This is a genomic window from Pseudomonas sp. LBUM1646 (assembly GCF_059716165.1).
Map to the genome: position 1 here is coordinate 3488630 of NZ_CP166810.1, position 19563 is coordinate 3508192.

A 19563-nucleotide genomic window follows, 5' to 3' on the forward strand; every position below is an offset into this window, starting at 1 on the left:
AGAAGTCTGAACTTGAGCTGTCTGAACTTCAGATAAACGATTCGCCGACCGGTTTTTCATGTCCCTTTCACATTTTCGCGCCTACTCTAATTCAAACAGGCCGCCGGTGATCAGTCAGCACAACCTGACGAGGCCGCCGCCAAAAGTCAACCTAAGTACTTCGTCATATTTATGTAGCAACTTATTGATGCGAAATGTTTTTTTGCGTCTACGCCTAGGTGTGGATCCAATCCGTTCGGCCAGAATTTTGTTGATGTGCCAGCCCAGAGGTCCTTATGAGTCAGGCTTTTCTCCCCTTTTCACGCCCCAGTATCGGCGATGAAGAAATTGCCGCCGTAGAGCAAGTATTGCGCTCAGGCTGGATCACCACCGGGCCAAAAAACCAGGCATTGGAAGAGCACTTCGCCAACTACGCCGGTTGCAAGCATGCCGTGGCATTGTCCTCGGCTACCGGGGGCATGCACATCACCTTGCTGGCGTTGGGTATCGGCCCCGGAGATGAAGTGATTACCCCGTCCCAGACCTGGGTGTCCACCGCCAACATGATCTGCCTGCTCGGGGCTACGCCGGTGTTTGTCGATGTCGATCGCGACACCCTGATGACAGACCTGGGCAGCATCGAAGCGGCCATCACACCTAGGACCAAGGCGATCATCCCGGTGCATTACGCCGGTGCGGCGTTCGACCTCGACCCGCTCTATGCCCTGGCCGACAAACACGGAATAGCCGTCATCGAAGACGCGGCCCACGCCGCCGGCACCCTCTACAAAGGTCGGCACGTCGGCGCCCGGGGCACGGCGATCTTCTCGTTCCATGCGATCAAGAACATGACCTGCGCCGAAGGCGCGATGTTTGTCAGCGACGATGAAGCCCTGGCCACTCGCGTGCGCATGCTCAAGTTTCATGGGTTGGGCGTTGACGCCTACGACCGCCTGACCGGTGGCCGCAAACCCCAGGCCCAGGTGATCGAGCCCGGTTTCAAATACAACCTGGCCGACATCAACGCCGCCATTGCCCTGGTGCAACTGGAGCGTCTGGACGAAATCAACGCCAAGCGCACGCAACTGGCCCAAACCTACCTGCAACGGCTCGAAGGCCTGCCGGTGCAACCGCTGGCGGTCCCAATGCATCCGCAGCAGCACGCCTGGCACCTGTTCATTCTGCGCATCGACGCCGAACGTTGTGGCCTCGACCGCGAAGCGTTCATGAAGGCCTTGCAAGAGCAGAACATCGGCACCGGCATTCACTTCATCGCCACTCACCTACACACCTACTACCGCCAGCGTTTCCCGGACATTTACCTGCCCAATACCGAATGGAACTCGGCCCGGCTGTGTTCGATCCCGTTGTTCCCCGACATGACCACTGACGACGTTGAACGTGTCGTCGGTGCCATCGAAAACATTATGGACGCCCGCCTGTGAAACCTTATCCGATCCGTTGCGTATCGATCGTCATCCCGGTCTATAACGAGCAAGACAGCCTTCCCGAGTTGCTCAGGCGCACCGAAGCTGCCTGCCAGCAACTACACCACGACTACGAAATCGTATTGGTGGACGACGGCAGCCGCGACAACTCGGCGCAAATCCTGGAAGAAGCCGCCAGCCGCGAGTGCAGCCCGGTGGTGGCGGTCATTCTCAACCGCAATTACGGTCAGCACGCGGCGATCATGGCCGGTTTCGAACAGTGCAAGGGCGATGTGGTGATCACCCTCGACGCCGACCTGCAAAACCCGCCGGAAGAAATTCCACGGTTAGTAGCCCAGGCCGAACTCGGATACGACGTGGTCGCCACGGTGCGCAATAACCGTCAAGACTCCGCCCTGCGCCGCTGGCCCTCGAAACTGATCAACCTGGCCGTGCAACGCTCCACCGGCGTGGCCATGAGCGACTACGGCTGCATGCTGCGCGCCTACCGTCGCAGCATCGTCGACGCGATGCTCGCCTGCCGCGAACGCAGCACGTTCATCCCGATTTTGGCCAACAGCTTCGCCCGCCACACCACGGAAATCCTGGTGACCCACGCCGAGCGCGAGCACGGCGAGTCCAAGTACAGCCCGATGCGCCTGGTCAACTTGATGTTCGACCTGATCACCTGCATGACCACCACCCCGCTGCGCCTGCTGAGCATCGTCGGCTTCTGTATGGCCGGTCTTGGCGTGCTGTTCGCCATTGCGCTGATCGTCCTGCGCCTGGCCTTCGGCGCTGGCTGGGCAGGCGGCGGTACGTTCGTGCTGTTCGCCGTGCTGTTCGTCTTTACCGGCGGGCAATTCATCGGCATGGGCCTGCTGGGTGAATACCTGGGCCGCATGTACAGCGATGTCCGCGCCCGCCCTCGGTTCTTTATCGAAAAAGTCTTGCGTAGCCAACCCGCCTCCCCTGCTCCCGTTGTCACTGTCGACGGCCTCACATCCACTTCTTCAGATCAGGTTCTCTCATGAGCAAAAAAGCTGTTGTCTTCGCCTATCACGATATCGGCTGTGCCGGCATCGATGCCCTGCTTGGCGCAGGTTTTGAGATTGCGGCCGTGTTCACCCACGCCGATGACCCGAAGGAAAACGCTTTCTATGGCTCAGTTGCGCAACTGTGTGCCAATAAAGGCATCCCTGTGCACGCCCCGGAAGATGCCAACCATCCGCTGTGGATCGAGCGCATCGCCAAGCTCAATCCGGACTACATTTTCTCGTTCTACTACCGCCATCTGCTGAGCGAGCCACTGCTGGCCACCGCGAGCCAAGGTGCATTCAACCTGCACGGTTCGATGCTGCCGCGCTACCGTGGTCGCGCCCCGGCCAATTGGGTACTGGTCAACGGCGAAACCGAAACCGGCGTGACCCTGCACCGCATGGTCAAGCGTGCCGATGCCGGCGCCATCCTCACCCAGCAAAGGGTCGGAATCGAGCGCAGCGACACTGCGCTGACCCTGCATGGCAAGCTGCGCGAGGCCGCCACTTCGCTGCTGCGTGACACCCTGCCGGCGCTGCTGCAAGGCACCGTCAGCGAAACCCCGCAGGACGAATCCAAAGCCACGGTATTCGGCCGTCGCACCCCGGCAGACGGCAAGCTGGTGTGGAAAAAACCGGCCGAAGAACTGTTCAACCTGGTTCGCGCTGTAACCCAACCGTACCCCGGCGCTTTCTGCGACGTCGGCGAACACAAGTTGATTGTCTGGAGCGCACAAGTCGCCAAGGGCAATGCAGGTCTGGCCCCCGGTCGGGTGATCAGCGTCGACCCACTACGCATTGCCTGCGGCGAAGATTCGCTGGTGATCACCGCCGGCCAGCGCAACGACAACGGCCTGTACCTGAGCGGTCCGCAACTGGCCAATGAGCTGGGCCTGGTTGATGGTTCGGTGCTGCGTGGCGCCGAATCCGGTCGTGCGCCGCGGCGTACCCGAGTGCTGATCCTCGGCGTCAACGGCTTCATCGGCAACCACTTGTCCGAGCGCCTGCTGCGTGACGACCGCTATGAAGTCTATGGCCTGGACATCGGTTCCGACGCCATCGACCGCCTGCGCAGCCATCCGAATTTCCACTTCGTCGAAGGCGACATCAGCATTCACTCGGAGTGGATCGAGTACCACATCAAGAAGTGCGACGTGGTCCTGCCGCTGGTGGCCATCGCCACGCCAATCGAATACACCCGCAACCCGCTGCGCGTCTTTGAACTCGACTTCGAAGAAAACCTGAAACTGGTGCGCTACTGCGTCAAGTACAACAAGCGCGTGATCTTCCCGTCGACGTCGGAAGTCTATGGCATGTGTCAGGACGCGCGTTTCGACGAAGACACCTCGAACCTGGTGCTCGGCCCGATCAACAAACAGCGCTGGATCTACTCGGTCTCCAAGCAGTTGCTCGACCGTGTGATCTGGGCCTACGGCCAGAAAGGCCTGAATTTCACGCTGTTCCGTCCTTTCAACTGGATGGGCCCGCGCCTGGATCGTCTGGATTCGGCGCGGATCGGCAGCTCCCGGGCGATCACCCAGTTGATCCTCAACCTGGTGGAAGGCACGCCAATTAGGCTGTTCGACGGCGGCGAGCAGAAACGCTGCTTTACTGACATCGCTGACGGCGTCGAAGCACTGGCGCGGATCATCGACAACGACAATGACGGGTGCAACGGCCAGATCATCAACATCGGCAACCCGGACAACGAAGCCAGCATCCGTCAGTTGGGCGAAGAGCTGCTGCGTCAGTTCGAAGCGCACCCGCTGCGCAGCAACTTCCCGCCGTTCGCCGGTTTCCGCGACGTGGAAAGCAAGGCGTTCTACGGCACCGGCTATCAGGACGTGTCCCACCGCAAACCAAGCATCGACAACGCCAAGCGCCTGCTGGACTGGACGCCAACGGTGGAGATGAGCGAGACCATCGGCAACACGCTGGACTTCTTCCTGCGTGAAGCCATGCTCGAAATCGCGGACAAACGCTGATGCAGGCAGGCCTACGAATCGATGTCGACACCTACCGAGGCACCCGCGAAGGGGTGCCCCGGTTGCTGGAAATCCTCGATGAGGCCCAGGTTAAGGCGACGTTTTTCTTCAGCGTCGGGCCGGACAACATGGGGCGCCACTTGTGGCGCCTGATCCGCCCGCAGTTCCTCTGGAAAATGCTGCGCTCCAACGCAGCCGGCCTGTATGGCTGGGACATTTTGCTGGCCGGGACTGCCTGGCCGGGCAAACCCATTGGTCGCGACCTCGGGCACCTGATGCGTCAGGCCCGGGACGCCGGTCATGAAGTCGGCTTGCACGCCTGGGATCACCATGGCTGGCAAGCGAATGCCGGGCGCTGGAGCGAAGCGCAATTGATCGAGCAGATTCGCCGCGGCGTCGACAGTCTCAGCGACATTCTCGGGGAAAAAGTCGATTGCTCGGCGTCTGCCGGTTGGCGCGCGGACGAGCGTGTGATCGAAGCCAAGCAAGCGTTCGGCTTTCGCTACAACAGCGATTGCCGAGGTCAAAGCCTGTTCCGGCCGACCTTGGCCAATGGCCTGCTGGGCGCGCCGCAAATCCCGGTAGACTTGCCGACGTTCGACGAGGTGGTCGGGCCGAGCGTATCCACCAGGGATTTCAGCGCTTTCATTCTGCAGCGCTTCACTCCCGAAAGACTCAACGTCTACACGATCCACGCCGAAGTAGAAGGGATTCTGATGGCCAACGATTTTCGTCAACTGCTGGCCGATGCGCGCCAGCGTGACATCCGTTTTCAACCCTTGGGCGACCTGTTGCCCGAGTCATTCGCCAGCCTGCCGGCCGGGCGCGTAGTGCGTGGTGCTCTCGAAGGCCGTGAAGGCTGGCTGGGAGTGCAAGGCGCATGACTAAACGCTGGGCCTTGCCAGTTTTGCTGGCGATCATGCTGCTGGCGTACCTGTTGCCGTTGGGCACCCATGGCTTATGGATCCCCGACGAAACCCGCTATGCGCAGATCAGCCAGGACATGCTCCTGAGCGGTAACTGGGTGTCGCCGCACTTTATGGGTTTGCGCTATTTCGAGAAACCAGTGGCCGGCTACTGGATGATCGCCCTCGGCCAGGCGCTGTTTGGCGAAAACCTGTTTGGCGTGCGTTTCGCTTCGGCCCTGAGCACCGGGCTGAGTGTGTTGCTGTGCTTCTTGATCGCTCGCCGCTTGTGGAATGACCCGCGCAAAAGTTTTGCCTGCGCCTTGCTGTACATGAGTTTCACCGTGGTTGCTGGTCAGGCCGGATACGCCAACCTCGATCCGCAATTCACCTTCTGGGTCAATTTGAGTCTGGTGGCCCTGTGGTTTGCGCTGGACAGCAAAAGCGCTGGTCCGCGGCTGTTGAGCTGGGCCATGTTGGGGCTGGCCTGCGGCATGGGCTTCATGACCAAGGGTTTTCTCGCCTGGCTGCTGCCAGTGCTGATCGCACTGCCGTGGATGCTCTGGCAGAAACGCTGGCGTGAACTGCTGCTCTACGGCCCGCTCGCGATAATCGTCGCCATCGCAGTCAGCCTGCCGTGGGCCTTGGCCGTGCACGCCCAGGAGCCCGACTACTGGCGGTTCTTCTTCTGGCACGAACACATTCGGCGCTTCGCCGGCGACGATGCCCAGCACGACGCGCCGTGGTGGTTTTACCTGCCGCTGCTGGTGGCGTTCAGTCTGCCGTGGGCGGTGTTGCTGCCGCCGGCGCTGAAACAGGCCTGGCAGACCCGACGCCAGGCGAATATCGGCTTCCTGTTGCTGTGGCTGATCATGCCGCTGGTTTTCTTCAGCCTGAGCAACGGCAAATTGCCGACCTATATCCTGCCGTGCCTGTTGCCCTTGGCGCTGTTGCTGGGCCATACGCTGGCCGACCGCTTGCAACTTGAGCAAGGCTGGGCGCTGGGGCTCAACGGCTTGCTGAACCTGCTGCTGGGCCTGACGGTCCTGTTGGCCCTGGTTTACCTGCAACTGAAAAAGCCGCTGTACGAACTCGAACTGCACAACCTGGTGCTGGTATTTATCGCGCTGATCGGCTGGATCATGGCCAATCTGCTGCAAGCCTTTCGGCCCCTGCAATGCTGGGCGGCACCGGCGTTCGGTAGCTTGCTGTTCATCGGGTTGATCCCGGCCGGGTTGCCCAACTCGGTGGTGTCGAACAAGACCCCTGACCAATTCATCCTCGAACACGCCCGAGAGCTCAGCCAGACCAGCCAATTGATGAGCAACGATCCGGGCGCGGCATCGGCGCTGGCCTGGCGCCTGCAACGCCCGCAAGTGGCGTTGTACAACACGGTCGGTGAGCTGAAATACGGTCTTAATTATCCCGAATCGGCGGATCGGCGGATCACTGTCGACAAAGTGCAACAGTGGATGCGCGATGCTCGCAAGCAGGGTTCGGTGGGCGTGGTCATGCGGGTCAAGGGTGACGACGAACTGCAGGAAGTGGAACTGCTGCCTAAAGAGGGCAAGCGTTATGAGCAAGGCAACCTGGTGATTCTGATTATCCCCAAGGACGCGGCATGAGCCTGCTTCTGTTGCTCACGGCGTGCCTGCTGACATGCCTGGGTCAGATTGCCCAGAAGTACGCCGTCGAGAGCTGGCGCGGCAAAGTGTCGGGTTGGGGCGAGAAACTGCGCTCGCCTTGGCTGTGGCTGGCGCTGTTCTCCCTCGGCATGGGGCTGCTGGTCTGGCTGCTGGTGTTGCAGCGCCTGGAAGTCGGCGTCGCTTATCCGATGCTGAGCCTCAATTTCGTGCTGATCACGTTGGTCGCCCGCTTCGTCTTTCACGAACCCATCGACCGACGCCATTGGCTCGGTGTGGCGCTGGTGATCGGCGGCGTGGTTTTGCTGGGGCAACACACATGAGCCTGCGCCGTGGAATCACTTTCGCCCTGGGCAGCGTAATGCTTGCTAGCGCTGCGCAGTTGGGCATGCGCTGGAGCATGAGTCGGCTGCCGCAACCGGATCAATGGCTGACAGCCCTGGGCAATGGCAGCGTCGATTCGGTCGCTGCCGGCGTGGTGCTGGCGGCAATCCTCGCCTATGGGCTGTCGATGCTCAGCTGGCTGATGGCCCTGCGCGATGTACCGCTGGGGCGGGCCTATTCGCTGCTGAGCATCAGCTATGTGCTGGTGTACCTGCTGGCCGCCAGCCTGCCGGCATTCAACGAACATTTCAGTCTTGCAAAAAGCCTTGGGGTGGCCTTGGTCGTCCTGGGTGTCATCACCATCAATTCTCGACCTGCTCGCGTCCCCGTTCTCAGGAATGACCCATGAAAATCAGTGTATTTGGTAGTGGTTACGTTGGCCTGGTACAGGCTGCCGTTCTGGCTGAAGTCGGCCACGATGTGATCTGCATGGACATCGATGCCAAAAAGGTTGAATTGCTCCAGCAAGGGCACGTCAGCATTTTCGAGCCGGGGCTGGCCAGTCTGGTCAGGGAGAGCCTGGAGGCCAAGCGTCTGCAGTTCACCACTGACGAAAAGCTTGCCGTGCAGCATGGCGAGGTGTTGTTCATTGCGGTCGGTACGCCGTCCAGCGAAGACGGCTCGGCCGATCTGAAATACGTGCTGTCGGTGGGTGATGCCGTGGCCCGTCATCGTGAGCAACCGGTGATCCTGGTGGAGAAATCCACCGTGCCGGTCGGTACTGGCGACACCCTGCGTGCGCACATCGAGCGCAGACTTCAGGAGGCTAATCGACTGTTGCAGTTCGATATCGTCTCCAACCCCGAGTTTCTCAAGGAAGGTTCGGCGGTGGCTGACTGCCGGCGCCCGGACCGCATCATCATCGGCTGCGAACGTGACGAAGTGCGCGACGTCATGCGCGAGCTCTATGCGCCGTTCAACCGCAACCACGACCGCATCATGTTCATGGACCTGCGCAGCGCCGAGCTGACCAAGTACGCCGCCAACTGCATGCTGGCGACCAAGATCAGCTTCATCAACCAGATTGCCGAGCTGGCCGAACACCTGGGCGCAGACATCGAATCCGTGCGCCTGGGCATCGGCGCGGATTCGCGCATTGGCTACCACTTCATCTATCCGGGCTGCGGTTATGGCGGTTCGTGCTTTCCCAAGGACATGCGCGCGCTGATCCACAGCGCCGAACAGGCCCACTGCTCCAGCGACTTGCTGCAAGCGGTGGAAGCCATCAATCAGCGGCAGAAACACAAGTTATTCGAGCGGGTGAATGCCTTCTACAAGGGCAACCTGGCCGGCAAAACCTTTGCCGTGTGGGGCCTGGCGTTCAAACCCAATACCGATGACATGCGCGATGCGCCGAGCCGGGTGCTGCTGGAATCGTTGTGGGCGGCCGGGGCCAACGTGCGGGCGTTCGACCCGGAAGCGATGCAGGAAACCCAGCATTTGTACCCGGACGAATCGAAGCTGATGCTGATGGGCACGCCGGAGTCGGTACTGGCCGGCGCCGATGCGCTGATCATCTGCACCGAGTGGCAGCAGTTCAAGGCGCCGGATTTCGATCTGATTCGCCAGCGCCTGACTGCACCGGTGATTTTTGACGGGCGCAACCTGTATGACGCCGAGCGTCTGTCCCGCGCCGGATTCCTGTACTTCCCGATGGGCCGTGGCGAGTCGCGCAACCTGCCGATTCCGTATCAGCAATGGTCTGCCATCTCGTCGGTTGCCTGACGGTGAATGACACCATCCGTCGACAGTCTTTTGGCCTGGGGCTGTTGGCGCTGCTGTTGTTCATGGCCGGGGTTTATCAGCAGGCGGCGATCGGCTTCGATTCGCGGTTTGTGTTGTTCGCCCAGGAAATGCTGCGCCACGGGCCGACGGTGTTCCCGACCACCTATGGTCAGCCCTATGCCGACTATTCAGCGCTGAGCACGCTGTTTATCTGGCTGCTGTCGCTGCCATTCGGCCAGGTGAATGCCTTTAGTGCCTGGCTCCCGAGTGGGGTGGCCGCTGCGGTCATCGTCACGTTGATGTACCGGCTGCTGGCGCCCTACTCCACGCGCTGGGCATTGCTGAGCATTGCGCTGCTGTTGCTGACCAACACTTTCGTCACCGAAACCCGCGCCGTGTCCCTGGACCTGATGCTCGCGGCGGTGGCGTTTTCGGTGTTTTATCTGGGCTATGCCGCCGACCATTTCGATGCACCCCGTCGCTGGCTGCTGATCTTCGCCCTGTTATTGCTGGGTTTCGGAATTCGTGGGCCGATTGGCCTCGTTGTACCGACCGGCATGTTGTGCAGCTATTTCCTGCTCAATCGGCAGTGGCAACGGCTGCTGGCCTTCGGACTGCTCGCCGCGATGCTGCTGTTGGTCTGCGTCGGCGTGCTGTTGTTGCTCGCCAAGCTCAGCGGTGGCCCGGCGTTTATGCAGGACGTGATTCGCATGCAATTCATGGGGCGCATGGACGGCAGTGAAGGCGTCAGCGGTTCGCTGTATTACTTCACCAGTTCCATGGGCAACTATGCGCTGGCGTATCCATTGGGGTTGTTGGCGCTGGCGGCGATCGTTCTGACCCATCCACGTGAAGCCGGGCCGTCATTGCGTCTGGTGCAGTACTGCGCGGCGGCCGGGTTGATCGTGATGGTCGGGCTGTCGATCCCCCAGGCAAAAAAAGCCCGTTACCTGCTGCCGATGTTGCCGATGGCGGCGATCATTGCGGCGTATCCGTTTCAGGTGATGCAAGGCCGGTTGTTCACTGTGTTGCGGGGCGTGATGCAAGGGTTGTGGTTGGTGATTCCGGGGTTGTTGATCGTGGCCTTGATGGTCGGCCAGCGGCGCTTCCCTGGGGTGTTGACCTCCCTGACGCCGATGTTGATCGTGCTTGGCTTGTTGCAAGTGATCGCTTTAGCCGCGGTTTTCAGGCCGTCCCGTCGAGCGCCGATATTGGCGTTTTGTGCGGTGCTGGGATTGTGGTCGGTTTACATCCTGATGTTTGAACCGGTGGAACGCCAACTCTACGATTCGCGCACCTTCAGCCGTGCGGCCTTCGCCCTGGTGCAACAAGAACCCGCACCGCTGGTGCTGTTCGGCATGGGCAAGGACGCGAAGGCGATCAAGTTCATGGTCAATATCGAGCAGGACCTGCAACCGGTGTTTACTGAGTCGGTTCAGGAACTGGAAACCCTCAAGGCACCGGTTTGGGTAATGATGGATCAGAGTGACTACAAAGCCATGAAAGGCACTTCGCTGGGTTCGCTGGAACCCGCGTTGACCGGTCGTTTCGATAAAAACGATTACGTCTTGCTGCATCTCAAGCCTTAGCGCGCAACCCATGTAGGAGCTGCCGAAGGCTACGATCTTTTGACTTTGCTTTTTTAAGATCAAAAGATCGCAGCCTTCGGCAGCTCCTACATGTTCGTGCGTATTTCCAAGGTCGTAACTTGCTGTTAGCAATACAGCGAACTTACATCACACCGGCGCCTTCAAATCCACTCCCAACGCCAGGGCAAACGCCTTGACCAGCGGACTGCGCACGGTGTTGTGCCGCAGGATCAGATTGAACGGCGTGACGATGTAAATCAGGTCCGGGCGCACCGCGCGAAATTGCCCCTGAGCCACCAGGTTGGCGGCGTAATGTTGCGGCAGGAAGCCCACAAAACGGCCGGTCTTGATCAGTAACGCCACGGCTTCGACCTGAGTTGCCGAGGCGGAAAAGCTGTCGTAGCGGGCAAAATTCAGTTTGTCCCGATGAATCGCGTAGCGGTGGTTGATGCACTCGTAGTCCTTGAGCACGTTGCTGCCGATTTGCGCCTCAGGCACCTCGAACAACGGATGGCCGACTGCGCAATAAACCTCTGAGCGTTCCTCGTACAGCGCGTAGTAATCGAACTCTTCGCGTTTTTGATAAACCGGGACGATTCCGGCCACTAATCGTCCCTCTACAACGCCACGCTCTACTTCATCCAACTGTGAGGCCTGAAGTTGAAACCTGACCTTCGGTGATTCTTCATTGATTGTTCTGAGCGCTGCAACTAACGGCGAATTAGGATCGGAGATCGTGTTATCAATAATTCCCACACCCAGATCACCGATAAGTTCATTCTGCGCTGAACTAAGCCGATCACGAAAGTTGTCGACCGAGGCAAACAAGTCAATCGACGCCTGATACACCAGGCGCCCTTCTTCGGTCAGGTGAAACCCCTCGCGCCCACGGGTGCACAGGCGCATGCCGATGCGGATTTCCAGGTCGGAGATCTGTTTGCTGATGGCCGCCAAGCCCACATTCAGTTCGTTCTGCGCGGCGCTGAAACCGCCGGCTTCGACCACTGCCTTGAACACTTTGAGCAGTTTGAAGTCCAGGCCGCTAAGCGCCAACGGAGCCCGCTGAGTCGGTTTTGGCGCCGGGTTTCCGGAATTGGAAAGTGGGGTTTCCATAATGCTTATTTACCTCTGACGCCCTATTCAACACTCTGTGTCCAACAACAAAAATAACGCTGGCTAATAATAATGAACACAGAAAACAAGGCTTGGCAACCGCTAATAAATTCCGTACCTGAGTGCCAACTCACTGATTTCGCACTATTAAAAGCTGACACTTCGATCAGCTCTCGCCACTTCGTAACTGCCCTTTTGAAAACTGCTTTGGCCTAACCACGCCCCATTGATTTGCGGCGGGCGTTTCGGGCCCTGCACACCGATTTCAATTCGCTTTACCGACGAGGAAAACAACAATGTCTCAAACCACCGACCGTCTCTGGGGTGCACGCTTTAAAAGCGGTCCATCCGAAGCCCTGGCGGCCCTGTCCCGTTGCCCTGAGCGCTATTTTCGCCTCACCCCGTACGACCTCGCCGGTTCCAAGGCCCATGCCGGGGAGCTGCAACGTGCAGGTCTTTTGAGCGAGGAAGAAACCCGGACCATGCTCGGTGCGCTGGATCAGATCGGCGTTGATTTTCGCGCTGGCAGCATCGCCCCGACCCTGGACGACGAAGACGTCCACACCTTTATCGAACGCCTGCTGACCGAACGCCTCGGCGCGCTCGGCGGCAAGCTGCGCGCCGGCCGTTCGCGTAACGACCAGACCGCCAACGATCTGCGCCTGTTCCTGCGTGATCACGTGCGCACCCTCGCTGTTGAAGTCCTCGCCTTGCAACAAGCGCTGGTGGATCAGGCCGAACAACACATCGAAAGCATTTGCCCAGGCTTCACCCACTTGCAGCAAGCCCAGCCGATCGTCTTCGCCCACCACTTGCTGGCCCACGCCCAGTCGATGCTGCGTGACGTGCAACGCCTGGTGGATTGGGACGTGCGCACCTCGCTGTCGCCACTCGGCGCCGCGGCCATGGCCGGTTCCGCCATCGCTCGCCTGCCCCAGCAGTCGGCCAAGGAAATGGGCTACAGCGGCGTGTGTGAAAACTCCATCGACGCCGTAGCCAGCCGCGACCACGTTGCCGAGTTCCTGTTTATCGCCAGCATGCTCGGGATCAACATTTCCCGCCTCGCTGAAGAATTTTGCCTGTGGTCGTCGCGGCAATTTCGCTGGGTCGCGCTGGACGATGCCTACGCCACCGGCAGCTCGATCATGCCGCAGAAGAAGAACCCGGACATCGCCGAACTGGCGCGGGGCAAGGCGGGTCGCCTGATTGGTAACCTGACCGGTCTGCTCTCCACCCTCAAATCCCTGCCGCTGTCCTACAACCGCGACTTGAGCGAAGACAAAAACGGCGTGCTCGACAGTGTCGACACCCTGCTGCTGGTGCTGCCGGCCATGGCCGGGATGGTCGCGACCATGAAGGTCAACGTCGAAGAGCTGCGGCGTCAGGCGCCACTGGGCTTCACCTTGGCCACTGAAGTTGCGGATTGGCTGGCGATGCGCGGCGTGCCGTTCAAAGAAGCCCATGAAATCACCGGTGCATTGGTCCAGGCCTGTGAGAAACACGATATCGAGTTGTGGGAAGCCTCTCCGGCGTTGCTGGCCGAGATCGATCCACGCCTGACTCCCGAAGTACGCGACAGCCTGACGCTGGAAGCCGCCATCGCTGCCCGCAGCGGCTGGGGTGGCACCGCGCCGCAACAGGTGCGCGAGCAGATCGGCCGGTTGAAAACCGCCCTCGCCGCGCAGCATGAGTGGACCGAGAACTATCAGGGCTTCCGCCTCTGAACAAGGCACAAAACCCGTAGGAGCAAAGCTTGTTCGCGATAGCGGCGGGTCAGCTGGCATCAGCGATGACTGACACACCGCCATCGCGAGCAAGCTTTGCGCCCACAGGGATTAATACCAGTTTACGGAGAACCAACATGAGCCAGACTCAGGCAGAACGTCTCCAGTCGGAGCGCAAACTGGCGGAAAACCAGTTCGATATCACCCAGTACCACCATGTGCCACGGCGTTATTACGGGCGGATTTTCTTCGCCACCGTGATCGTCATCGCCATTCTCGGCCTGGTCCGTGCGTTCGCCGAAGGCAAGATCGAATGGTCTTACATCGGCCAGTTCGTGACATCGCAGGCGATTCTGTGGGGCTTGTTCAACACCATCGTCATGGCGGTGTTGGCGATGGCGTTGGGCATTGTGTTCGGGGTGATCACGGCGATCATGCGCATGTCGGCCAACCCGATCCTGCGCTACGTGGCGGTGACTTACACCTGGCTGTTCCGGGGGACGCCGCTGATCCTGCAACTGCTGTTGTGGTTCAACCTGGCGCTGATTTTCCCCACCATCGGCATCCCCGGACTGTTCGAAATGGACACCGTGAGCCTGATGACGCCGTTCGTGGCCGCACTGCTCGGCTTGAGCATCAACCAGGGCGCCTACACCGCCGAAGTGGTGCGCGCCGGCCTCTTGTCGGTGGACACCGGCCAGTATGAAGCCGCCAAGTCGATCGGCATGCCGCGCCTGCAAGCGCTGCGCCGGATCATCCTGCCGCAAGCCATGCGGATCATCATTCCGCCAGTCGGCAACGAATTCATCGGCATGGTGAAAATGACTTCGCTGGCGAGCGTTATCCAGTACTCGGAACTGCTCTACAACGCCCAGAACATCTACTACGCCAACGCCCGGGTCATGGAATTGCTGATCGTCGCCGGTATCTGGTACCTGGTCGCCGTCACCGTTCTGTCCTTTGGTCAAAGCCGACTGGAGCGTCGTTTCGCTCGCGGCGCCGGCAAGCGTTCTTGAGGAGTCCGACATGAGAAACATCGTCAAGGCCGTGAGCCTGAACAAATATTACGACCAGTACCACGCACTCAAGGACATCAACATCGAGGTCGAGCAAGGCGAAGTGCTGTGCATCATCGGCCCGTCCGGCTCGGGCAAGAGCACTTTGCTGCGCTGCGTCAATCAGCTGGAAAAAATCGACAAGGGCGGCCTCTGGGTCGACGGCGAATTGGTCGGTTACCGCGTCGTCGGCAACAAACTGCACGAACTCAACGAGTCGCAGATCGCCCGGCAACGCCTGTCCACCGGCATGGTGTTCCAACGTTTCAACCTGTTTCCGCACATGACTGTGCTGCAAAACATCATCGAAGGTCCGTGCCAGGTGCTCAAGCGTTCGCCCAAAGAGGCGCACGAAGAAGCCGTGGAATTGTTGGCCCGGGTCGGCCTGGCCGACAAACGCAACAGCTACCCGATTGAACTGTCGGGCGGCCAGCAACAACGGGTGGCGATTGCCCGCGCGTTGGCGATGCGACCGAAGCTGATGCTGTTCGATGAACCCACTTCGGCACTCGACCCGGAACTGGTCGGTGAGGTGCTGTCGGTGATGCGCGATCTGGCGCAAACCGGCATGACCATGATCGTCGTCACCCATGAACTGGGCTTCGCTCGCGAAGTGTCCAACCGCATGGTGTTCATGGACGGCGGGCAGATCGTGGAGGCTGGAAGCCCCGAAGAAATACTAATAAGTCCGCAAAACCCGCGCACCCAAAGCTTCATTTCTGCCGTTCGAACCTAGGTGCCGCTTGGCGCTCACAACATTCATAAGAGAACGACCATGAAGAATTTCGTAATTCCAGCAGTACTCGCCGGCCTGATGGCTTCCAGCGTCAGCTTCGCCGCCGAATTGCCGGCCAGCATCAAGGCCAAGGGCGAGATCGTTGTCGCGATCATGCCGAACTACCCGCCGATGGATTTCAAGGACCCGGCGACCAACACCCTCACCGGCCTCGACTATGACCTGGGCAACGCCCTGGCCGAGCGCCTGGGCGTGAAGATCAAATGGCAGGAAACCGGCTTCGAGCAAATGATCAACGCGCTGACCACCGACCGTGTGGACATGGTGCTGTCCGGCATGACCGACACCGCCGAGCGCCAAGCCAGCGTGACCTTCGTCGATTACTTCACCAGCGGTCCGCAGTTCTACACGTTGCAGAAGAACAAGGACTTCAACGAAATCACCGACCTGTGCGGCAAGAAAGTCGGCACCAGCCGTCGCACGACTTTCCCGGCGGAAATTGCCGAGTACAGCAAGGCCAACTGCGAAGCGGCCGGCAAACCGGCGATCGTGGTGATTGGCACCGAAGGTTCGGCAGACGCCCGTGCGCAACTGCGCCAGAGCCGGATCGATGCGGCGATGCAGGGCAGCGAGACGTTGTCGTACCTGAAGACTCAGGAAAAGGACATGTACAAAACCGTTGGCCAGCCAATTTCCGTGCAGTTCTCCGGGATGGGGCTGAGCAAGAAAAAGCCTGAGCTGAGTGAAGCGGTGAAGGTCGCATTGCAAAGCATGATCGATGACGGCAGCTACCAGACCATCCTCAAGAAGTGGGACCTGGAACTGGGCGCGATCAAGACTGTAACGATTAACGCCGGGAAATAAGCCTGCCGCGATTACGCTCTGTGTAGCAGCAGGCGAAGCCTGCGTTCGGCTGCGAAGCAGTCGTGAAATCAGACAACGCGATGTGTCAGAAACACCTCGCGTGCAGGGTTTTACGACGACTTCGTCGCCGAACGCAGCCTCGCGCTGCTCGGCAGCTGCTACGGGTGTTTCAACAATAAATTAGCGGAGCGCAACGATGTCCTCCTCACCCCAACCCACCTGGCCCGGCAAGCACAAAGCCTGCCTCGCCCTGGCCTTCGACCTCGACGGCCCGACCGGCGATGCGATGCTCAACGGCTCGATCTGGCAAAGGCCCGAGTACTTCGGCTTCGGCGGGTACGGCCCTTATCGTGCCCTGCCGCGCCTCCTCGATCTGCTCGACGCCTTCCAGATCCCGACGACGTTCTTCGTCCCGGCCTGGGTCGTGGAGAACTGGCCAAAACAGTGCCAGGCGATTGTCGAGCGCGGGCATGAGGTGGCGTACCACGGCTACAAACACGAATCCTTTTACGCCCTGACGCTGGACCAGCAAAAGGACGTGATGAAGAAATCCCGCGAGGTGTTCTGGAAGCACTTGAACATCCGCGCCGAAGGCTTTCGCACGCCGTCCGGTGACTGGCGCGCCGAAACCCCGGCGATGTTGGTGGAAGCCGGCGTGACCTATTCCAGCAGCATGCGCGGCGATGACCGACCGTACCTGGTCAACGTCCCCGGCTTCGACACCCCGCTGGTGGAAATCCCCGGCCGCTGGGAAATGGACGACTACGCCTCCCTGGCCTACACCCGCGCCCCGGACTTCCCCTCGGGGCTGGACCGCACCGCCAGTTACAAGCTGACCCTGGACAACTGGTGCCGCGAATACGACGGCGCCATGGATGAAGGCTTGTGCCTGACCACCCTGTTCCACCCCAAGATCACCGGCAAACCGGGACGCATCCTGTTGCTGGAAAAACTCTTCGACCACATGCGCCAGCGCGATGACGTGTGGTTCGCCACTTGCCGCGATGTCGCCCAGTGGTGGCTGAAGGAGCATCACCATGGCTGATTCCACTGTCTGGCCGAACGGCCATCGCTGCGCGGTGGTACTGACCGTCGATTACAACGACATCCACGGCATTCTGACCCAGGCCCCGGAAGTCGCCGGGCGCGACAAGACGCTGTCGGTCTGGCGTTACGGCAGCCAGCGCGGCGTAGATCGGCTGCTTGGTTTGTTCGAAGAGCTGGGCGTTTCCAGTAGCTGGTGCATTCCCGGCATTGTCGCCGAGGAAAACCCCAAGCACATAAAGGCGATCCTGGCCGGCGGGCACGAAATTACCTGCGCCGGGTATCGCCACCAGAACTACGACAGCCTGACGCTCGCCGAACAGAGCGCCGACATCGCCAAAGGTTGCGCAGCCTTGACCGTGCTGACCGGCGTGCGTCCGACCGGGTTTCGCATCCCGGCCGGCAACGGTGCGCCGGGCTTCATCGAAGCATTGCGGGACCAAGGCATTCGCTGGTCTTCGTCGTGGCGCGGCGATGATTTGCCGTTTGCTCACCCGACGGCGCCCGAGGTGATCGAGTTGCCATTGCACTACGAACTGGAAGACGAGCCCTACTTCGCCTTCAACCTCAGCCCGGCGGTGCCGCCGGCGCAATCGCGAATTGCCTCGTACAGCCACACCCTGGGCAACCTGCAAATGGACTTCGCCGGGTTCTACCGGTTTGGCCTGTGTTACATGCTGCGCCTGCACCCGGAAATCATCGCCACACCGGGGCGGATTGGCGTGTTACGCGAGTTGCTTCAGGGGATTCAGCAGCATCAGGACGTGTGGATCGCCACCGCTGGTGAGGTCGCGCAATGGTGGGCTGATTCGACGGTACGCGTGACTGAGGATCATCCGGCGGCAGTTTATGAGCGGCATTATCGGGATTACGGGGTATGAACGAGCAGGATCATCAGAACAGCGCCTACAAAGGTGTGATGCGCATGGAGCGCCTGGCACAGTTTTGCGTTGATACGCGGTTTGAGGATTTGCCACTGGCGCTGGTTGAGCAAGCCAAGCGGCACATTCTCGACACCTTCGGCGCGACCCTGGCCGGGGCTGGCAGTGAGGTGGCGAAACAGGCGCGCCAGGTGTTCGAAGGCGAAACCGGCAACACGCCGGTCTGGGGCACCGATTGGCAAGTCGGTGCTGCGCAAGCCGCGATGCTCAATGGCATCGCTGCCCATGCCCTGGAGCAGGACGATACCGGTGGCTGCGATCATTCCGGCGCGGTAGTGCTGCCGGCGGTCATGGCGGCGATCTCGATGGCGGACAAACCGGTCAATGGCCGGGAGTTCATCACGGCTGTGGTCATTGGCTACGAAATCGGCCGTCGGGTGCTTGAAGCCTGCGGCAGCTATTCGGCGCATAACGGCGCCGGTTGGCACTCCACGGCAACCTGCGGCGTGTTCGGCGCAGCGGCGGCCAGTGCGCGGATCCTGGGCCTGGAGGCGGCGCAAACCCTGTCGGCCCTGGGCATTGCCGGTAGCTTCAGCGGTGGGCTTTGGGCCTTCATCCATGACGGTTCCCAAAGCAAAAAACTCCACAGCGGTCGCGCCGCCGAAGGTGGCTTGTTGGCCGCGCGGTTTGCCCAGCGCGGCATCACCGGGCCGACGAAGTTGTTTGAGGATGTCTGGGGCGGTTTTCTCAAGACCCTCGCTGGCGATGCCGCCGTGCCCGAGGCGCTGGATGCGGATCTGGGGCGGGTGTGGAAACTTGCCCGCTGCTCGATCAAGCCTTACGCGGCGTGCCGTGGGACGCATTCGGCAATTGATGCGCTCGGTCTGTTGCTGGCGCAGTTGCAGGTCAGTGCCGATCAGGTCGAGGACATTCAGGTGTCGCTGTGCGGGTTCTTGCAGGACATGTGCGGCGGACAGGACGTTGCCAGTCTGGCAGCGGCGCAAATGAGCCTGCGCTACGCCCTCGCTGCAAGGCTGGTGCTGGGGCATTGCCGTTTGGAAGCCTATGACGATGCCCGGCGCAGTGACCCGCGCCTGGCGCAGTGGATGTCGCGTATCCGGCTTGAGGTGGACCCGCAACTGTCCGAGGATGGCGAGCCCATCGTGAGCGTGCGGACCGTGGACGGTCGGCAGGCGAGCCTGTGCGTTGAGGTGCCGCTGGGGGCGCCGGGTAATCCGCTGAGTGATGAGGCGCTGGAGGCAAAGTTTTTCAGTTTGGCCGGGCGGGTTTTGGCACGGCGGCAGGCGGGGGAATTGCTTGAGCGGTTGTGGCAACTCGAAGAATTGGAATCTATTGAGACATCGATCGTTCCCACGCTCCGCGTGGGAATGTAGCCCGGGACGCTCCAGGTTCCAGATGCGGACGCAAAGCGTCCGATGAGGTATTCCCACGCAGAGCGTGGGAACGATCAT

17 protein-coding genes are annotated in these 19563 nt (G+C 60.5%); 16 read left to right on the forward strand and 1 reads right to left on the reverse strand.

Annotated features, from left to right (window positions below; all coding sequences use genetic code 11):
- Positions 1-275: 275 nt before the first annotated feature.
- The 9 genes from arnB to ACA071_RS16095 are packed head-to-tail and all read left to right on the forward strand — an operon-like array spanning position 276 to position 10674.
- Positions 276-1424, forward strand: coding sequence for a UDP-4-amino-4-deoxy-L-arabinose aminotransferase (gene arnB / locus ACA071_RS16055; protein ID WP_497640047.1), 1149 nt, complete (start codon positions 276-278; stop codon positions 1422-1424).
- Complete coding sequence (arnC, locus tag ACA071_RS16060) at positions 1421-2440, forward strand: undecaprenyl-phosphate 4-deoxy-4-formamido-L-arabinose transferase (protein ID WP_497640048.1); 1020 nt, start codon at positions 1421-1423, stop codon at positions 2438-2440. The genes arnB and arnC overlap by 4 nt, the downstream gene beginning before the upstream one ends.
- On the forward strand, positions 2437-4428 hold the full coding sequence (gene arnA / locus ACA071_RS16065) for a bifunctional UDP-4-amino-4-deoxy-L-arabinose formyltransferase/UDP-glucuronic acid oxidase ArnA (RefSeq protein ID WP_497640049.1): 1992 nt from the start codon (positions 2437-2439) through the stop codon (positions 4426-4428). Before arnC ends, arnA begins: the two co-directional genes overlap by 4 nt.
- Positions 4428-5312, forward strand: coding sequence for a 4-deoxy-4-formamido-L-arabinose-phosphoundecaprenol deformylase (gene arnD, locus ACA071_RS16070; RefSeq protein ID WP_497640050.1), 885 nt, complete (start codon positions 4428-4430; stop codon positions 5310-5312). The genes arnA and arnD overlap by 1 nt, the downstream gene beginning before the upstream one ends.
- Positions 5309-6958, forward strand: coding sequence for a lipid IV(A) 4-amino-4-deoxy-L-arabinosyltransferase (gene arnT, locus ACA071_RS16075; protein WP_497640051.1), 1650 nt, complete (start codon positions 5309-5311; stop codon positions 6956-6958). The genes arnD and arnT overlap by 4 nt, the downstream gene beginning before the upstream one ends.
- On the forward strand, positions 6955-7299 hold the full coding sequence (arnE, locus tag ACA071_RS16080; RefSeq protein WP_497640052.1) for a 4-amino-4-deoxy-L-arabinose-phosphoundecaprenol flippase subunit ArnE: 345 nt from the start codon (positions 6955-6957) through the stop codon (positions 7297-7299). Before arnT ends, arnE begins: the two co-directional genes overlap by 4 nt.
- Positions 7296-7709: a 4-amino-4-deoxy-L-arabinose-phosphoundecaprenol flippase subunit ArnF gene (gene arnF, locus ACA071_RS16085; protein WP_497640054.1), complete on the forward strand. Its 414-nt coding sequence runs from the start codon at positions 7296-7298 to the stop codon at positions 7707-7709. The genes arnE and arnF overlap by 4 nt, the downstream gene beginning before the upstream one ends.
- Positions 7706-9085, forward strand: coding sequence for a UDP-glucose dehydrogenase family protein (locus ACA071_RS16090; protein WP_497640055.1), 1380 nt, complete (start codon positions 7706-7708; stop codon positions 9083-9085). Before arnF ends, ACA071_RS16090 begins: the two co-directional genes overlap by 4 nt.
- Entirely contained in the window at positions 9058-10674 is a 1617-nt protein-coding gene (locus ACA071_RS16095) for an ArnT family glycosyltransferase (protein ID WP_497640056.1), read from the forward strand. The genes ACA071_RS16090 and ACA071_RS16095 overlap by 28 nt, the downstream gene beginning before the upstream one ends.
- A gap of 147 nt (positions 10675-10821) precedes the next feature.
- Here the strand turns inward: ACA071_RS16095 and ACA071_RS16100 are convergent, their stop codons facing one another.
- Complete coding sequence (locus ACA071_RS16100) at positions 10822-11787, reverse strand: LysR family transcriptional regulator (protein ID WP_497640058.1); 966 nt, start codon at positions 11785-11787, stop codon at positions 10822-10824.
- A gap of 296 nt (positions 11788-12083) precedes the next feature.
- On the opposite strand from ACA071_RS16100, the gene argH reads away from it, so the two are divergent.
- The 7 genes from argH (at position 12084) to ACA071_RS16135 (ending at position 19485) form a co-directional block, all read left to right on the forward strand.
- Positions 12084-13511, forward strand: coding sequence for an argininosuccinate lyase (argH, locus tag ACA071_RS16105; RefSeq protein ID WP_497640060.1), 1428 nt, complete (start codon positions 12084-12086; stop codon positions 13509-13511).
- 137 nt (positions 13512-13648) lie between these two features.
- A complete protein-coding gene (locus ACA071_RS16110; RefSeq protein WP_123408153.1) occupies positions 13649-14527 on the forward strand; it encodes an amino acid ABC transporter permease in 879 nt (292 codons plus the stop codon).
- A 10-nt stretch (positions 14528-14537) separates the two neighbouring features.
- On the forward strand, positions 14538-15302 hold the full coding sequence (locus ACA071_RS16115; RefSeq protein WP_149662007.1) for an amino acid ABC transporter ATP-binding protein: 765 nt from the start codon (positions 14538-14540) through the stop codon (positions 15300-15302).
- Positions 15303-15341: 39 nt separating this feature from the next.
- Positions 15342-16166, forward strand: a complete 825-nt coding sequence (locus ACA071_RS16120; RefSeq protein ID WP_213939667.1) for an ABC transporter substrate-binding protein — start codon at positions 15342-15344, stop codon at positions 16164-16166.
- A gap of 196 nt (positions 16167-16362) precedes the next feature.
- Positions 16363-17211 (forward strand): polysaccharide deacetylase family protein, encoded by an 849-nt coding sequence (locus ACA071_RS16125; protein WP_497640063.1) that lies wholly within the window; start codon positions 16363-16365, stop codon positions 17209-17211.
- Positions 17204-18091, forward strand: coding sequence for a polysaccharide deacetylase family protein (locus tag ACA071_RS16130; RefSeq protein ID WP_497640065.1), 888 nt, complete (start codon positions 17204-17206; stop codon positions 18089-18091). The genes ACA071_RS16125 and ACA071_RS16130 overlap by 8 nt, the downstream gene beginning before the upstream one ends.
- Before the next feature lie 38 nt (positions 18092-18129).
- The gene (locus ACA071_RS16135) at positions 18130-19485 is read left to right on the forward strand and encodes an MmgE/PrpD family protein (protein ID WP_497645320.1); all 1356 of its coding nucleotides are present in this window, start codon (positions 18130-18132) and stop codon (positions 19483-19485) included.
- Positions 19486-19563: the final 78 nt, after the last annotated feature.

What these genes read in the sequence shown, in the direction of transcription:
- arnB (WP_497640047.1), top strand. Translation starts at nt 276, where the DNA reads ATGAGTCAGGCTTTTCTCCCCTTTTCACGCCCCAGTATCGGCGATGAA.
- arnA (WP_497640049.1), top strand. Translation starts at nt 2,437, where the DNA reads ATGAGCAAAAAAGCTGTTGTCTTCGCCTATCACGATATCGGCTGTGCC.
- arnD (WP_497640050.1), top strand. Translation starts at nt 4,428, where the DNA reads ATGCAGGCAGGCCTACGAATCGATGTCGACACCTACCGAGGCACCCGC.
- arnT (WP_497640051.1), top strand. Translation starts at nt 5,309, where the DNA reads ATGACTAAACGCTGGGCCTTGCCAGTTTTGCTGGCGATCATGCTGCTG.
- arnE (WP_497640052.1), top strand. Translation starts at nt 6,955, where the DNA reads ATGAGCCTGCTTCTGTTGCTCACGGCGTGCCTGCTGACATGCCTGGGT.
- arnF (WP_497640054.1), top strand. Translation starts at nt 7,296, where the DNA reads ATGAGCCTGCGCCGTGGAATCACTTTCGCCCTGGGCAGCGTAATGCTT.
- ACA071_RS16090 (WP_497640055.1), top strand. Translation starts at nt 7,706, where the DNA reads ATGAAAATCAGTGTATTTGGTAGTGGTTACGTTGGCCTGGTACAGGCT.
- ACA071_RS16095 (WP_497640056.1), top strand. Translation starts at nt 9,058, where the DNA reads ATGGTCTGCCATCTCGTCGGTTGCCTGACGGTGAATGACACCATCCGT.
- ACA071_RS16100 (WP_497640058.1), bottom strand. Translation starts at nt 11,787, where the DNA reads ATGGAAACCCCACTTTCCAATTCCGGAAACCCGGCGCCAAAACCGACT.
- argH (WP_497640060.1), top strand. Translation starts at nt 12,084, where the DNA reads ATGTCTCAAACCACCGACCGTCTCTGGGGTGCACGCTTTAAAAGCGGT.
- ACA071_RS16110 (WP_123408153.1), top strand. Translation starts at nt 13,649, where the DNA reads ATGAGCCAGACTCAGGCAGAACGTCTCCAGTCGGAGCGCAAACTGGCG.
- ACA071_RS16115 (WP_149662007.1), top strand. Translation starts at nt 14,538, where the DNA reads ATGAGAAACATCGTCAAGGCCGTGAGCCTGAACAAATATTACGACCAG.
- ACA071_RS16120 (WP_213939667.1), top strand. Translation starts at nt 15,342, where the DNA reads ATGAAGAATTTCGTAATTCCAGCAGTACTCGCCGGCCTGATGGCTTCC.
- ACA071_RS16125 (WP_497640063.1), top strand. Translation starts at nt 16,363, where the DNA reads ATGTCCTCCTCACCCCAACCCACCTGGCCCGGCAAGCACAAAGCCTGC.
- ACA071_RS16130 (WP_497640065.1), top strand. Translation starts at nt 17,204, where the DNA reads ATGGCTGATTCCACTGTCTGGCCGAACGGCCATCGCTGCGCGGTGGTA.
- ACA071_RS16135 (WP_497645320.1), top strand. Translation starts at nt 18,130, where the DNA reads ATGCGCATGGAGCGCCTGGCACAGTTTTGCGTTGATACGCGGTTTGAG.